Source organism: Paenibacillus sp. RU5M (assembly GCF_900221055.1).
Taxonomy (GTDB): Bacteria; Bacillota; Bacilli; order Paenibacillales; family Paenibacillaceae; genus Paenibacillus; species Paenibacillus marchantiae.
The window spans coordinates 54,208-68,637 of sequence record NZ_OBQM01000008.1 but is presented as its reverse complement, the minus strand read 5'-3'; the positions used below and the strand labels follow the sequence as shown (position 1 = coordinate 68,637).

Here is a 14,430-nt window from a genome sequence, read left to right as displayed (position 1 = left end):
CGAGGAGGCGGTGAACCGTGAGTAAAGGAATGATGCTGCAGGTGGAGCGGGTCGTCGGCAGCAATATTGTTCTGGCCCGGTCGCACCAGAATACCAAGGAGTACGTACTGATCGGCAAAGGGTTGGGATTTGCGTTCAAGGTGGAAAGCACCATTCAGTCCGATGATCCGCGGATTGAGAAAAGGTTCCGGCTGGAGGACCGGGAGGAGTGGGGGCAGGCGCAGGAGCTGATGAAGGACTTGGACCCCAATGTCATCGACATCTCTGACCGAATTATCCGTCTCATCGCTGATCAGTTTCCCGGCAAGCTGAATGACAAGATCTACCTTGCTCTTCCGAGTCATATTCAGTTCACCTTATATCGTATCCGCAACGGGATGGAGATTCTGAATCCTTTCCTTACGGAGACAAAGCTCAGTTTTCCGAAAGAATTCGAAATCGCCTCGGAAGCGGCGGCCATGATCGGAGAGGCCTTTGGCGTAGAGGTACCGGAGGATGAGGCCGGGTTCCTGACATACCATGTGTACTCCTCCGTGAATCACGTCCCTGTCGGACAGTTGGTTAAGGTATCCAATGTGATCAGCAAGCTTCAGTCCATTATTGAAGAGGAGGGTGGCGTTCGCTTTGAGCAGGGCAGCCTTAGCCAGGCAAGACTCATGATACACCTGCGCTTCTCCATGGAACGCCTGTATCAGCAGCCGATGACGGCCCCCACCTTCGCACAATATGTGAAAAATGAATATCCGTCCGAATACCAGCTGGCCAGAAAACTGAGCGCTGTAATGACCGAGGATTTGGGTACAGAGGTACCCGAGGAAGAAACGGCTTTTCTCGCAATGCATTTATACCGGCTTTTTCAAACCCATGCCAAAACCAACAACAGAGAGGACAACACACAATGATCTGGAAATGGAAAAACAACAAATCTGCCAAAACATTTGAAACAATATCCGTCGCCTCCCCGCTCACCGGAACCTGCGTCAGTTTGGAAGAAGTGCCTGACGAAGCGTTCGCGCAAGGACTTATGGGACCGGGAGTTGCAATGATTCCCCAGGAGGGCAGGCTGGTCGCCCCTATCGACGGCACTGTGGTGCACCTGATTAAATCGCATCATGCCGTAATGATTGAGCACGCTTCCGGGCTACAGCTGCTGCTGCATATCGGTATGAATACTGTCAGTCTGAAAGGACAGGGCTTCACACCCCAAGTGCAGACCGGGGATCAGGTCGCTGTCGGTCAGACCCTGATCGAATTTGACCTGAATGCTATCGCTTCGGCTGGTTATCCGGTCATCACCCCTGTCATCGTTGCGAATGCGGCAGAACAGCCGTGGGAGTCACACCCGACGTATGGCAACGTAGAAGCGGGCTTGGGAACTATCATGAAAGTCAGCTTGCCCAAATAACATAAATCTAAAAAAAGAAAGGAAGAACAATATGCTGAAAGCACTGCAAAAGCTGGGAAGATCCCTGATGCTTCCTGTGGCAACCCTACCTGCAGCAGGTATTCTTCAAGGCTTGGGTCTTCTTAATTATGAAAAGGACATTCCGCTCGGACCCGTGATAGGGGGATTTCTCAATCAGTATGTAGTTCCATTCATGAATGAGGGAGCGGGGGCGATCTTCGGCAACCTTGCGCTCATCTTCGCCATCGGGGTGGCAATCGGACTTGCGGGGGATGCGGTCGCCGCTCTTTCCGCCCTGATCGCTTATATGGTGCTGATACGGATTCTGGGAGCCGTTCCAGGTGTATTCGGTTATATTCCTGACGATGTCAAGCTGGATACGGGCGTTTTGGGCGGGATATTTGCCGGACTGCTTGCAGCCTATATGTATAATAAATACCACAATATCAAGCTTCCTGACTGGCTCGGCTTCTTCTCCGGCAAACGCTTTGTGCCGATGGTCACCGCCGGCTCCATGCTGGTGTTGGCCATCCTGATCGGCATGATCTGGAGCCCGATTCAGGATGCCATCGGCGCTTTCGGCGCCTGGATTGTAGGCTTTGGCGGCTTTGGCTCCATGGTGTTCATGATCGCCAACCGCCTGCTCATCCCGCTCGGTCTGCATCATGTCCTCAACTCCATCGCTTGGTTCCAGATCGGGGATTATACCAATGCAGCCGGGGAAGTCGTGCACGGGGACCTGACCCGCTTCTTCAACGGAGACCCTACGGCAGGCATGTTCATGTCTGGCTTCTTCCCGATTATGATGTTCGCTCTTCCGGCGGCGGCGCTTGCCTTGATTCATACAGCCCGGCCTGAAAAGCGGAAAATGGTCGCTTCGATCTTTATCGGCGCAGCGGTGGCTTCGTTCTTAACGGGTATTACCGAACCGCTCGAGTTCTCCTTCATGTTCGCGGCGCCTCTGCTGTATGTGGTGCACGCTATTCTTACCGGTGTAGCGGCCCTGATCATGTACCTGCTGGATGTTAAGCTGGGCTTCGCCTTCTCCGCAGGTCTGATTGATTACCTCGTGAACATGAAGCTATCGACCAATCCGCTGCTCATGATTCCAGTCGGACTCGCATTTGCGGTCGTCTATTATTTCCTGTTCCGGTTCATGATTCTCAAGTTCAACCTGAAAACGCCGGGACGCGAGGATGACGCTTATGATGCCGATGGCCACACTCATGCTTCCGCCGTGGCAGCGGCGTCTGGCGACACCAAGGCTGGCAAAGTGCTCGCCGAGATCGGTGGAACAGATAATATCGAGAGCATCGATGCTTGCATCACTCGCCTCCGTCTTGTTGTTAAAGACGACAAAGCCATCAACGACCAGGCCCTCAAACAGCTTGGCGCTTCCGGCATCATGAGGCTTGGTGGCGGAGCTGTACAGGTCATCTTCGGCACCCAGTCCGAAATTCTGAAGGATGAGATTAAGAAACTGATGTAACGCTCGTCCTCCTTTGAGTTCAAAAGGTCGAGAACAGGGGTATGCTTTACCCTGTTCTCGACCTTTTTTATTACCAAGAAGCGCATGATATTCTTTTGAGTGGCCGTGTCTTCTTTTGGTCTATGAGTTTTAATATACAAAGTTAATATACAAATCTGCGCTGCGCCCAATAGCTGAACACAAAGATCGATACCTCTGTTAACAGCTTGGCTGCAATCAGCGGGATAATCAATTTTTCATTGTAGAAGTACAACAATCCGTAATTTAATAACAGCACCAGAATGACCAGTGAGAAGTACTTCGGTAAAGACTGACGGACTCTGGACGTTTTCCCAGCTGAAAATACATATTTCCGATTGATCGTATAGTTGAAGATGGAGCTGCACAGTCTCGCTGCAAAGACCGATAGGAACAGATTATGCGTGAAATACTGGATCACGAACAGTAAGCCAAAATCGATCAAGGCCGATAACACCGAAGACGTACTGAACATCAGAATCGGCATATAAATGCGGAATGAATCTACCAATGGGCGAAAATGAGAAGATTTGTTATGATCCAGATAGACCGTATCAATAAACTCCTCTGTAATCTCATACCCTTCTTTATGTGCTGTTAGCAGCATGTTCATTTCATATTCAAATCGTTCCCCCGGTATCTGGCACAGCCAGTCCAGCATCGAGTACGGAAAACCTCGCAGGCCTGTCTGTGTATCGTATACTTTCGTACCTGTCGTGAGAGAAAAGACACCTCGTGTGACCGTGTTGCCAAAACGACTGCGCGCTGGAATGGTTCCACTGAACCGACGGCTTCCCAGTACAATCCCCGGGTTCGTTTGCTCCAATAGTACATCAAAGATGCGTTTGATATCATGCGGCAGATGTTGGCCGTCACTGTCTGCGCACACAATACCGCCCTGTGGGCCATGTTCCTTAATATGTTGAAATCCTGTCTTGAGTGCACGTCCCTTGCCCAGATTAACCGTATGTGTCAGGACTGTACACCCATAGGCTTCTGCCGTCTCGAAAATCCCCCTGTAACCTGGTCCGCTACCATCATCTACAATGACAATGGGTCCTAACTGAAACGTCTGCAACTGCAACACGAGATTCAATAAACGAACATCCGGTTCGTATGATGGAATTAATATGGTCATGATCATTGTCCCTCTTTCAGATAAAGGATGTCACTTACGCCGCGTTCCTGGTTTCTCCCCAGCGGATTATTAACAACCCGACCCATGAAATACATTGTGGATGAACCGCCGCCGTCCAGATTGTAGGCTTCCGTTGCTCCAAGACCTTTCATGACATCGGCAAGCTCTGCCAGCGTCATGCCACGGCTGTCATCCTGCCGGCCGTCAACCACAACAAATACATAATGATTCGGGGCGATCATGCCGATTGCAGTTCTCGGATTGGCATCCTGGATCGACCGGTTACCAAAGTTGTTATCGATTTTCACACTGCTGAAGTCACTTACAATCTCACCGTCCTGAATCAGAATTGGTCCAAAAGATAGCGTATTGGTCGCACCTTCCGCCAGCAGTTCCGATGAGGATACTTCCGTCTCGTTATATGTCTTCATCGTGCCATCACTGAACAATGCCATCGCATCACGCACCGGATCATCCCGATATACCGTACCATTGCGAATAATTACGCCATCATCACGGAAGCCGTAATAGTCACCATTGATCGCAAAGATGGCGTTGTTGGCCGCTGCTATCTCTGAGGTGTTTTCGGTAATATTCGTGCCAAAGCTGTTATCTGCCAGAGCCGAGCGCAAGCTACTCGCATCTGTCAGCTGTACATCTGCGACGTAATACGTAATCTGATCTGAGCCGGACCCCGTCTGCACCTTGTCGATTTTGACCTGCATATCATTGCTGGAATAGTTCCAGTCATCTGACGTTGCATTCACTTCAGTCGCCGGGGTTGAAGTATCGCTGGAGGTGCTGGTTGCTGATGTATTGTCATCCGCTACAACAACCTGTACATGCCGGATTAAGTAGCGATCTGCCAGGCTGTATATCACGGTACCAAGGCCTAGAACAATAACAAGGGTGATCATCAGCCATTTGCGCCTTGGTTTTGCATTTTTATATGGGTCGTTCTCGTTGGTTTTTGGATAGATCTTCATCATGTGAAGTTCACCTCTTCATCTAAGTTCTTAAGGCTCATCATAGGCGGGCTAGCTTAAATGAATCTGAAACAGGCTGAACGCAAAAAAAGAAGGTCATCCTTTCCCCCGAGAGGAAATCAGACAACCTTCCATATAAGTGATAATGATGGATCTCAATCTATATATGTACCCAAATAGGGACAAGTACGATGCTAAACAACTTTCTATAAACGTGACTGTTCACCAGTAAAAAGAGCATCGTATGCAGGGCAGGGCTGCTTTTCTAGATAATCCATTAACGCTTGTGGTTGCTTGGTATAAATATCCTTCAAAGACGTACCCTCGTAGATATTGCCGATCACGACTGGGTGGCATAACTCACAGATGAGAATATCCCCATTACCGTGTAAATGCAGCTGCTTCGTCCCATCCACACAATTGGAGAAATACACACCCGGTTGTTCTCGTAACCCCAATTGCTCCGCGAAACGATCCATACAGGTAAAATATAATGTCGTATCTTCTTTCTTGTGATTGATCAGATCATTTACGGACTGGATGAGGGACTCCTTGGAGGCAATCTTGCTCCATTTACTGTGTGGCATCACGATGCTGTTCTGAATCTCATGGATGCGCACACCCAGTTCATAGACTTTATCGCTAATAGCTTGCATGTTCGCTTGGGTTCCTTCGAATAACAGCGTTTCTAGCACGGTTTCCAGCCCCGCTTCAGCACAAAGACGGATGTTTTGCTCCAAGCGCTCATACATGCGGGGATGTACACGGTAATATGCTGCATAAGCTTCCCGGTCTGTATAGTTAAAAGATATATGAATATTGGACAAGCCTGCATCCCGCAAAGCATGAATTCGTTCTTCCGTTAGCAGGCTGGCATTGGTATTTAATTGCGTGTCGATGCCATGTTTCCCACAATAGGTCACAATCTCCAGGCAATCCTGATATTTCAGAGTCACCTCTCCCCCGGACAAACGCACCCGCTTGAGCCGCGGAAGCTCACGAATAATTCGAATCACTTCTTGACCGCTGATGCATTGCCCATCGTCCCGATTGTAGGCGCAGCAATAGTCGCATTTGTAATTGCAATTGGAGGTCACGCCGACCTCCAGTCCTTCCAGTTCATATACGCCGGGTGTTTCAAGTTCAAGTGATTTATATTTGTTTTTCGCTGTCAATTCAATGTACCTCCCGATTCCTTATCCATGTTTTTTTCAACTTGGAGATTATAGCGGATCCCGGTCGATGCACGATATGACATTATGTACGTTGGGATGTTAAAAACAGAGTACCCCCCAGCCATTTTATTGAGTTTCAGTCCATCTATGCTCAGGATGATATGCAAATTCATAGTCTGCAATCATCAAGAATGACACACGACTTTGCTGATCGATCACCATGGATAGAATCATCAAATTTTCATAGCCACCTTCAAGTACGAATTTATCAAATGACGTTATTACACTGTAGTTGCCTTGTTTATCTCTCTCCATGAGATACGTAATTGAGCGTACTTTTCTTTGATTAGAATCAATAAAGGCTTTCTTTCCGTATTGCTGGATTACCTCTTGAATTGTACTGCCATAACCTATGCCACTTGGCGTTTTTTATTTTTTGGAATTTGCAGCCGCATCATCGATCACGATTCCATCCACAATTCCTTCTTTGTAATGAATCCACATCCCTTTATACTGGTAAACATTCGTATGATAATAATAATCCACGTGTTTCCCCAACTGCTGCTCAACCTCTGCTCGAGTATCTCCGATTTGAATGGTGATATTCTTTGCTTTATTCTGCACTTTAAATTCTTCTTCTGTAAATATCGTAGGCGCAGGAGACAGATTAGAGACTTCGGACAGACTATCGGATACTTCAGAGTTACTTAAAAGAGTCATAAAAAGGACAACAAATAGTATTCCTTTGGTCAACATTAACATTCCTTTCAAACATGTTCAGCAGGTTATAACGATTGAAAATCTTCTCTGGTCATCGCATACAAATTCAAATCCTGCATTTCGTTTTTAATTTTCATATAACTCCGTAAAAGCCCCTCGAATTTCATGCCTGTCTTTTCCATGACCTTTGCGGAGCCGATGTTACCCACCAGACATTTAGCCTGAATTCGTTCCAACCCGATGTCTTCAAATCCAAATTGAATGATTCGGCTAACCGCTTCCGTCATGATGCCTTGGCCCCAGTACTCATTGGATAACACATAACCTAATTCCACCCTCATACTGTTGCTGTCGCATCCTAAATAATTGCAGCTGCCAATCAACTTCTTCGTTTGTTTATCCTCAATCCCCCATGGCCCCAGCTTATCCACCTCATATCGACTCGTCACAAAATCAATAAAGGCTTTCGTATCCTCCTTGCTCTGATGTGCGTCCCAAGTTGTGTACTCCGATACAGCAGGAACCGCGCAATAACGGTACATCTCATCCAGATCAGCATAGGTAATGGGCCTAAGGAGCAATCGTTCTGTTTCCAATACCGGAAATGGATCAAAATAACTTTCAATGGACTTCATATGTATGCCTCCCCAGCTTATACAAATTAATTTAGCAACTGTTGCTGATAAGAACTCACACTATCCAGTTAATCTGTTTTGTTCTGGCTTCCCGCTTCTTGATCTACAGATTCATAACTCACAAAACGCTTGAGACTTTCTTTGGTTTTGGAGCTGGTTGCTTCATATTCCGCCCATACTAAATAGAACAAACCCAGGATTAAAGCAGCTATACTCCAACTTTGCGGAGCGGTTCCCACATAATTCAGCATCTCCTGAAACAATTCCGAATTCCACGAAGCCACACCAGAACCAAAAATGGCAGCACTCAAATATCGAACACCGTATAGAAATGCCGCTATGACCAGCAGCAGTGTCCCTGTAGTTCTACGACTCACACAATTCCCCCCTTTATCAAATCACGGCCATAATCGCCGTTGCTTCCATTGCCCATGTTGCAGAACATATTGGATTCGCACATGCTTTCGCTCCGGGTCTCCCTGCCAGAACTCAACTTCCTTTGCGTTCACGGCGTACAGTCTCCAATTCGGTGTAATGACATCAGAATCCCGGCTGATCCGCTCTTTCTGAGCGGCAATGGCGCGTTCCAATTCTTCCTCACTCTCCAGCTCCTGACTCTGTCGTCCTGTCATCGCAACTGCGCGCGCACCTGCCGATCTTTTCCGAAAATCCGCTGCACCTGCTTCCTCGCCCATATCCACGGCTTCTCCTCTTATGCGGATCTGTCTGCCCAATGTAGGCCAGTAAAAGGTCAGTGCCACATGCGGATTGTTCTCCAGCTGCTGTCCTTTTCGACTCTCCGAGCCAGATGCAAAATAAAAAGCTTCGTCAACTACGTCTTTCATTATCAATACTCGTGCATCAGGAAAACCATTCGAATCCACTGTCGAAATCGTCATCGCATGAGGTTCTTTCACCTCATAATCAATGGCCAGTCTCAACCATTCCAGAAAAAGATCCCCTGGTCGATCCGGTAACTGTTCGGTATCCCAAGTCGGAAAAGGTCCAGACAAGGACTTCAACCCACGCAACAAATCACTTGGTTTATTAATCATATCTGCAACCTCCTTATACTTCCATTTCATTCCGTTGTAGCGTAGTAGGCCATTTTCTCAACTCTTTATTTTGAAATGATTGATATGTTCTAATGAAAATTGGTATGAATGTACCCAGCTTAAAGTTAAGGCAGAACAACTTAATATCTTTCCTGCACCTGTCGTTTATTGGATTGCTGAATCTAAATATGTTGATGATTTTGAATTACGTGCTATTTACTCGGAAGAGGTTTTAGTCGGTTTTCTCGTATTCTGTGCGAACCCAGACAAGGATGATAACTACTGGATTCCTGCCATAATGATTGACGAGAAGCATCAAGGAAAAGGTTATGGCAAGGCAGCAATGAAAACTTTGATTCAGCTTATGCGTATTTCAAATTGCACAAGAATCATGATTGGACACCGACCAGACAATCTAATTGCAGGAAAGTTGTATGAATATTTAGGGTTTATAAAAACTAGTGAAGAAGTAATAGATGGTGAAATAGTACGTCTGCTTCAGACTCTAACCTAGATGACTCATCATATTCATGCTGCTAAACTCCCAACCATTTACTCCTTTTTCAACCGTATGAACACTGGTATTCCCTATAGAATGAAACTCCGATGTATTGGTCCAATTCTGGTCTCCTAAGAGATAATAAAGGATGTTGATTACTCCGCCGTGCGTGACCAGTAGAACATTCGATTTGATCTGTTGCTCCTCTATACTTCGGCATAAATCCCGAAAGGATGTACAGATTCTGTTATAAAAATTCCGAGGACTCTCTCCTCCTGGAAACGGGTTATCCATTCCAAGAGTGTTAAAATAAACTCCTGCATATTTCACTTCTGCTTCCTCATTTGGCATTCCAGCCAAATCTCCGTTGTTCATTTCTCTCCAGTCTTTCAGATAAAGCCCCTTTATGTTCAGTCTTTTTTCAAGCTCTTTGGCAGTCTGTACTGCACGCGGAAGATCACTGCTAATCACCGTGTTTATCTTATATTGCTCTGAATGGAGGTACAGGTAATCTCCGAGTCTCTCAGATTGAGTAATACCTTCCTCAATGAGCCCTCGCTGACTCCAACCACCTCTGTAACCCTCCTCATCCATGCCGTGCCTTACTAAGAAAATCTTCAAGATATCTCCTCCTCTATTTGAATCCTCTTATAACAAACCCCGGCCCTAGATCTTCCATCTTAGGTCGGGGCTTATGTTTTTATTTGACAAACGTATTGTGAACTCGAACTGATTTTATAAAATAAGGAATCCATACGGCACAGGTGAGTACCGTCCTACCTATCCCTTTTAACGAACTTCCATCCTCAAGTTCTACCGCCATAGGAATCTGAAGTAACAACAGATAATCAATGATGCCCACGGCTAGACTCACACTGTAAAACATAATCATAAGACGAGGGAATATCGATTTCTTTCTATAAAACGTAATCAGCGTATATACGCCAAATACTAAAAACAGCACATTATATACCGTTTCAAAAATGAGAACCGGGCCCCACCATGCGTGATAATAGTCAGATTGTTTGGAAGTTAAGAGCTCCCAAGTCTCTCTCGTCATTGAAGGTACAAGGTATTGAAATAGTTGCACAACAAGCATAATGATGGTGAGATAAAGTCCAATATGGACAAGAATCAACCATCCCCCAAGTCCTGATATACCCAAAGGTCGATAATCAACCTTCTTTTCTTCAATTTGTGGTTCCACTAAATAACACCTCCTATTCTGTTTTGTTATTCTGAGATGACTCCTCTTTCTCGTGTAAACTTTTACACAACTGTATTATTATACAATGCGAGGAAGAGATACGATACCAATTTCTCCAATTAAAGCCATTGACCAAAAAAAAAGAGGGTTACTCTTTAAAAGATAATCCCTCTTCTTCAAGTGCTTGTCGAAGTTTTGGCATCGCAGAAGGCCCGATCCCGTGCAGCTTCAAAATCTCTTTTTCTGTGTATTGCGAGAGTAGCTGTAATGTCGTAATTCCCTGATTCTCCAGCGCACGTCTAGCGGGTGCAGACAGCAATGAAAGAAATCCTTCTTTCGGTTTCCGTTCCTTCTCACATACCGGACAGGTTGGACAATCGCTACTTTTGTAATAGGAATGCCCTTGTTCGCATGTTCTTAGTGTTCCTTTAGTGTTTGCCATGTTAGTCACCCCTTCCTGTATCGGATAACAATTATCTCGGATTTAGCTACTCAACCAGTTCTCAACATCGGAGATCATATCCTCGTATTTTTTTAAAGCCTTTATAGTCCATGTGACTTGTGATGTTCCCAACTGTTGCTCTTCATCGTCTGTGCATTCAATCCACAAAGAGCGTTTCAGACTGTATTCGAGCCAATCCAATTTCCCGGAAAAACCATTTTCAAGAACCCTTCTCCAATTGGCGTTTAAATTCCCCACTCGAGACCGATATCCATTTATAAAAGCCAAGAACCTTTCTTTGCCCACGTTTCCGGTCTGATCCACAGACCAATACATCGCTGTTTCCGCCAGATCATGCATCGGATTGATATAACCCGCTGATTCCCAATCAATAATGATGGGGTTTTCCTGCTGCCACATCACGTTCTTAGGCTCAAGATCTCTATGGCTAATAACTGTATTTGAGGCCAGTATTACTGATGCTTTTTTTGCCTGAGCACTCCACTCATAGAGCTTTTGAATGTTATCAGCTAATAAGATCGTCCAATCCGAATTTTCTTTCTGCCCTTTGGTTAAATAATCATTCCAATCGATTTCTTTGGAATGATTTAACTGAAGGTCAGGAATATGAAGCTGTGAAAAATCAGTTTTATGAATATCCGCAAGAATCATGCCCATATGCTCACAATGGGTTTCGGTTACTTCATGAAGCTCCAGACTTTTACCGTCGATCCAGTCAAATATAAGATAACATTGATGATCTAAGATCTGCATTGAAGAACCGTTTATCACTTTGGCAGGTTGAGCATGGATAAAATTTGCTGCCACGTTTGCTATTTTTTCGGATTGAATATAATTCTGCATAGCTGTAGGTCTACTCATAATTTGAGGATTCAGTGCTTTCACAGCATATTTGGCATGTGTAGTTTCAATGGCATACATGCGATGTAAAAGCCCACCCGAGATTGCCTTGGGTGTACTGATCAACTCACCAAGTTCTAATTCAGCGACGAGTTTTTCGAAATTTAGATTATATTGAATATTATCCATCCTTACAACACCTTTTGGAAACTACCAATATCCAATCTACGATCAAATTTATATCCCACGCCTTTAAACATCGCACATTGCTCATACCCATGCTTTTCGAACAGGGACTTGCTGCGTGTGTTTTCCATGCATACCGTAGCAATCAAGGTGTAGAACCCTTGCTCGCGCGCAACATTCTCTATAAATCGCAGTGCCGTTCCACCAATACCCTTCCCTACGATATCCGGTTTCAAATAAATGGTTACTTCTCCCGAGAAGTCGTAGGCTTGTTTGCTCTTGTATTGAGTAATTAGCACATACCCTTGAATTTCGTTCTCTTCTTTAATGACAAATGATTTAAAGCGCGGATTTATGTTCATGACAGAAGCCTTGATTTCTTCCAGAGTCAATTCTTCAGTATGAAATGAGATAGTCGTGTTGGAGACATAGTAGTTATATATTTCTCTGACTTCAGTCAAATCCTGCTCCGTTATTTCTTCAAAAGAGTAGATGGACATTTCCAGTTTCATACTGATAAATAACATGTCCTCGTCATGCACTTTGCTATAAAACTCCTTATCTCTTTTGAAGCCTGTCCGCTCATATACTTTAATTGCTCGTTCGTTGAATGTGGCAACAACCAGCCGAAACTGAGAACTTTTGAAATGGTTTTGCAAGAATACTAAACTTTGTTTAAGGAACACAGACCCTATCTTTTGTCCTGTTAGATCTGGATCTAATCCAAGACCTATATCCAGATATCCTTCTTCTTGATACAGTCCGATTGAGGTTCCTCCCGGTACACGTGCTGATTCCCCACAACAAATAAATCCTACTAACCTCTCCAGCTCATCCAGGACTGAAAAGTACTCCCCATTCATCAATTCTTGAATATCTTCATTGGATTCAGAGAAACTGTACATAGCGTATTCCTCTTCATACTTCCAGGTAACGATTTTTCCTGCATCAGCTATTTTCATTGGATGATAGGATAAAAGCATGAATAGTCCCCCTTTTATACACTTACGAGCTTAACGAAGTCGATAGAGATACCATCATTGTTTTTCATACAGACTGGCGCTCCAGTTCCCCTGCTTCATTCTGCGGATGTATTGGAATCCATAGTCTTTATAGTATTGATTAAGTCTCAGGTTATCTGCCATGCAATCCAGCCGGATCAAGGTCTTACCTTTTTGCCTAATGTTCTCTTCAGCTGATTTTAGAAGGAGTAGACCTATATTTTGCCCTTTAAAATCTCTATTCACTGCGAATCGGTGTATGTACCCGGAATTGGTGTTGTCGAGTTCTTCCCAGATCAGGGGGTCTGACCACGTTAAGGTATACGTCCCTACGATTTCGTGATTTATTTCAGCAAGATATACGTCAGATCCCTCAGTCATGAATTCGATCACTTGTTCCAAATTGAAATATTCAGGACGCCATTGATATATCTCTTTGGAGTTCAGCCACCGGGCAGACTCTTGCCATAGGTTCAACACAATGGAAGCTTCCTCCGGTAATGCAAGTCTAGTTATGAGTTTAGTATTAAGTTGCTCCATCAAGATCCCTCGCTTATTCAAAAGTTTAATACCCCCATTAACCACGCTGCAAATCGTTCTTTCTCCTCGAACTGTGGGTAATGAGCCGATTCTTCAAATACAACAAAATCTTTTTCGGGTGCTCCAAGCTCATCGAAATAATCCCTTGCCGCATCCACAGACGTCATATAATCATACTTTCCCATAACAAAAAAAGTCGGTATCTCCAGCTGATCTACAATATCTGGCAAATGGTTGGTGGACTCCTCCTTCAGGAGGATTTCCTGTGTAGCCTGCACGCCCATGGAATACCAAATCACATCCAACGCATTATATTCAGTTCCCAGAAGGAAGCCGAGCGTATAATCTCTGTTGTCATCAATAAGTCTGGCTGCACCGCCGTATTTGCGAACCAACTTTCTTGGTGTATACTGCTCGCCTCGCTCAATCGGACCACGAAGACGTTCCAGACTTTCCGCATCAGCTGTACTGTCGGCTTGTTTCGCTTGTGCGATCGTATATTCCAAACTATCCAACTCACTCTGCACAGTATCAGCTACTTGTCCAATACCTATATAAGCAACGAATTTTTCAGGTACTTTGGCCGCCGCTTTTGTCCCTATGTATGTACCAAATGAATGACCGACCAGCGTAACCTTTCTTTGCCCCAGTTCGGCAGTGACGTAATCCGTTAATGCCAGCAAATCATCTACAAGCACATCTGAAGTCACATCCGAATAATCCTCCAACAAATGATATGACTTTCCACTTCCACGTTGATCATAATGCACAATAGTAAAATGTTGCTCAAGCTCCTGCTGATACTTCCTTACATAAGGAATCTCGGAGCAACCAGGGCCACCATGTACAAAAAGAAGGATGGGATTGTTCCGATCCGCACCGCGAATCATAACCTCATGACCTGCACCATTGATCTCAACCTGTCCTAATGTGCTGATACTATTCTCTCCCTTGATCCCAGGGGTCCAAGTGGGAAAGATTAGTGCGATTATTACGAGTAAAAGAATACTAAGCATGGCGCGTCTGAATATTTTAATCGACCTCTTACGCATCAGATGGCTCCTCCGGCAGAT

Annotated in this window: 19 protein-coding genes; 4 read left to right on the top strand and 15 right to left on the bottom strand. The window is 45.1% G+C overall.

Annotated features, from left to right (window positions below; translation table 11 throughout):
* Positions 1-17: 17 nt before the first annotated feature.
* From CRO25_RS21715 to CRO25_RS21705, 3 genes are read left to right on the top strand one after another with little or no spacing between them, the layout of a single operon-like run.
* A complete protein-coding gene (locus CRO25_RS21715) occupies positions 18-902 on the top strand; it encodes a PRD domain-containing protein (RefSeq protein ID WP_256863725.1) in 885 nt (294 codons plus the stop codon).
* A complete protein-coding gene (locus CRO25_RS21710; RefSeq protein ID WP_079696426.1) occupies positions 899-1,405 on the top strand; it encodes a PTS glucose transporter subunit IIA in 507 nt (168 codons plus the stop codon). The genes CRO25_RS21715 and CRO25_RS21710 overlap by 4 nt, the downstream gene beginning before the upstream one ends.
* Positions 1,406-1,436: 31 nt before the next feature.
* A complete protein-coding gene (locus CRO25_RS21705) occupies positions 1,437-2,894 on the top strand; it encodes a PTS transporter subunit EIIC (protein ID WP_079696425.1) in 1,458 nt (485 codons plus the stop codon).
* A gap of 142 nt (positions 2,895-3,036) precedes the next feature.
* Here CRO25_RS21705 and CRO25_RS21700 read toward each other — a convergent pair whose 3' ends face one another.
* The 8 genes from CRO25_RS21700 to CRO25_RS21665 all read right to left on the bottom strand — a co-directional run bounded on the left by CRO25_RS21700 (position 3,037) and on the right by CRO25_RS21665 (position 8,621).
* The gene (locus CRO25_RS21700) at positions 3,037-4,050 is read right to left on the bottom strand and encodes a bifunctional glycosyltransferase family 2/GtrA family protein (RefSeq protein WP_079696424.1); all 1,014 of its coding nucleotides are present in this window, start codon (positions 4,048-4,050) and stop codon (positions 3,037-3,039) included.
* Positions 4,051-4,052: 2 nt separating this feature from the next.
* Positions 4,053-5,039, bottom strand: coding sequence for a phosphodiester glycosidase family protein (locus CRO25_RS21695; RefSeq protein WP_079696423.1), 987 nt, complete (start codon positions 5,037-5,039; stop codon positions 4,053-4,055).
* A 203-nt stretch (positions 5,040-5,242) separates the two neighbouring features.
* Positions 5,243-6,211, bottom strand: a complete 969-nt coding sequence (locus CRO25_RS21690; protein ID WP_079696422.1) for a radical SAM protein — start codon at positions 6,209-6,211, stop codon at positions 5,243-5,245.
* Positions 6,212-6,337: 126 nt separating this feature from the next.
* The gene (locus CRO25_RS21685; protein ID WP_097115813.1) at positions 6,338-6,526 is read right to left on the bottom strand and encodes a hypothetical protein; all 189 of its coding nucleotides are present in this window, start codon (positions 6,524-6,526) and stop codon (positions 6,338-6,340) included.
* 114 nt (positions 6,527-6,640) lie between these two features.
* Positions 6,641-6,931 carry a hypothetical protein gene (locus tag CRO25_RS21680; protein ID WP_179132231.1) on the bottom strand — a complete coding sequence of 97 codons (291 nt, stop codon included), beginning with the start codon at positions 6,929-6,931 and terminating at the stop codon, positions 6,641-6,643.
* A gap of 65 nt (positions 6,932-6,996) precedes the next feature.
* Positions 6,997-7,566, bottom strand: coding sequence for a GNAT family N-acetyltransferase (locus tag CRO25_RS21675; RefSeq protein ID WP_079696420.1), 570 nt, complete (start codon positions 7,564-7,566; stop codon positions 6,997-6,999).
* A 68-nt stretch (positions 7,567-7,634) separates the two neighbouring features.
* A complete protein-coding gene (locus CRO25_RS21670; RefSeq protein WP_072734157.1) occupies positions 7,635-7,943 on the bottom strand; it encodes a hypothetical protein in 309 nt (102 codons plus the stop codon).
* A 21-nt stretch (positions 7,944-7,964) separates the two neighbouring features.
* Complete coding sequence (locus CRO25_RS21665) at positions 7,965-8,621, bottom strand: pyridoxal 5'-phosphate synthase (RefSeq protein WP_079696419.1); 657 nt, start codon at positions 8,619-8,621, stop codon at positions 7,965-7,967.
* A 79-nt stretch (positions 8,622-8,700) separates the two neighbouring features.
* Here CRO25_RS21665 and CRO25_RS21660 point away from each other — a divergent pair, with 79 nt between their 5' ends.
* The gene (locus tag CRO25_RS21660; protein ID WP_179132230.1) at positions 8,701-9,135 is read left to right on the top strand and encodes a GNAT family N-acetyltransferase; all 435 of its coding nucleotides are present in this window, start codon (positions 8,701-8,703) and stop codon (positions 9,133-9,135) included.
* Here CRO25_RS21660 and CRO25_RS21655 read toward each other — a convergent pair.
* From CRO25_RS21655 to CRO25_RS21620, 7 genes are all read right to left on the bottom strand, one after another.
* On the bottom strand, positions 9,127-9,741 hold the full coding sequence (locus CRO25_RS21655) for a histidine phosphatase family protein (protein WP_079696418.1): 615 nt from the start codon (positions 9,739-9,741) through the stop codon (positions 9,127-9,129). The two genes, CRO25_RS21660 and CRO25_RS21655, sit on opposite strands and share 9 nt — an antisense overlap.
* Before the next feature lie 79 nt (positions 9,742-9,820).
* Positions 9,821-10,327, bottom strand: coding sequence for a DUF2569 domain-containing protein (locus CRO25_RS21650; protein WP_176854728.1), 507 nt, complete (start codon positions 10,325-10,327; stop codon positions 9,821-9,823).
* A 148-nt stretch (positions 10,328-10,475) separates the two neighbouring features.
* Positions 10,476-10,769 (bottom strand): RNA polymerase alpha subunit C-terminal domain-containing protein, encoded by a 294-nt coding sequence (locus CRO25_RS21645; RefSeq protein ID WP_079696416.1) that lies wholly within the window; start codon positions 10,767-10,769, stop codon positions 10,476-10,478.
* Positions 10,770-10,811: 42 nt separating this feature from the next.
* Complete coding sequence (locus CRO25_RS21640) at positions 10,812-11,819, bottom strand: aminoglycoside phosphotransferase family protein (RefSeq protein ID WP_079696415.1); 1,008 nt, start codon at positions 11,817-11,819, stop codon at positions 10,812-10,814.
* Between the two features lie 2 nt (positions 11,820-11,821).
* Positions 11,822-12,799 (bottom strand): GNAT family N-acetyltransferase, encoded by a 978-nt coding sequence (locus CRO25_RS33995; protein WP_256863724.1) that lies wholly within the window; start codon positions 12,797-12,799, stop codon positions 11,822-11,824.
* Positions 12,800-12,853: 54 nt separating this feature from the next.
* Positions 12,854-13,357 carry a GNAT family N-acetyltransferase gene (locus CRO25_RS21625; RefSeq protein WP_079696578.1) on the bottom strand — a complete coding sequence of 168 codons (504 nt, stop codon included), beginning with the start codon at positions 13,355-13,357 and terminating at the stop codon, positions 12,854-12,856.
* A gap of 17 nt (positions 13,358-13,374) precedes the next feature.
* Entirely contained in the window at positions 13,375-14,409 is a 1,035-nt protein-coding gene (locus CRO25_RS21620) for an alpha/beta fold hydrolase (protein WP_079696414.1), read from the bottom strand.
* Positions 14,410-14,430 lie beyond the last annotated feature (21 nt).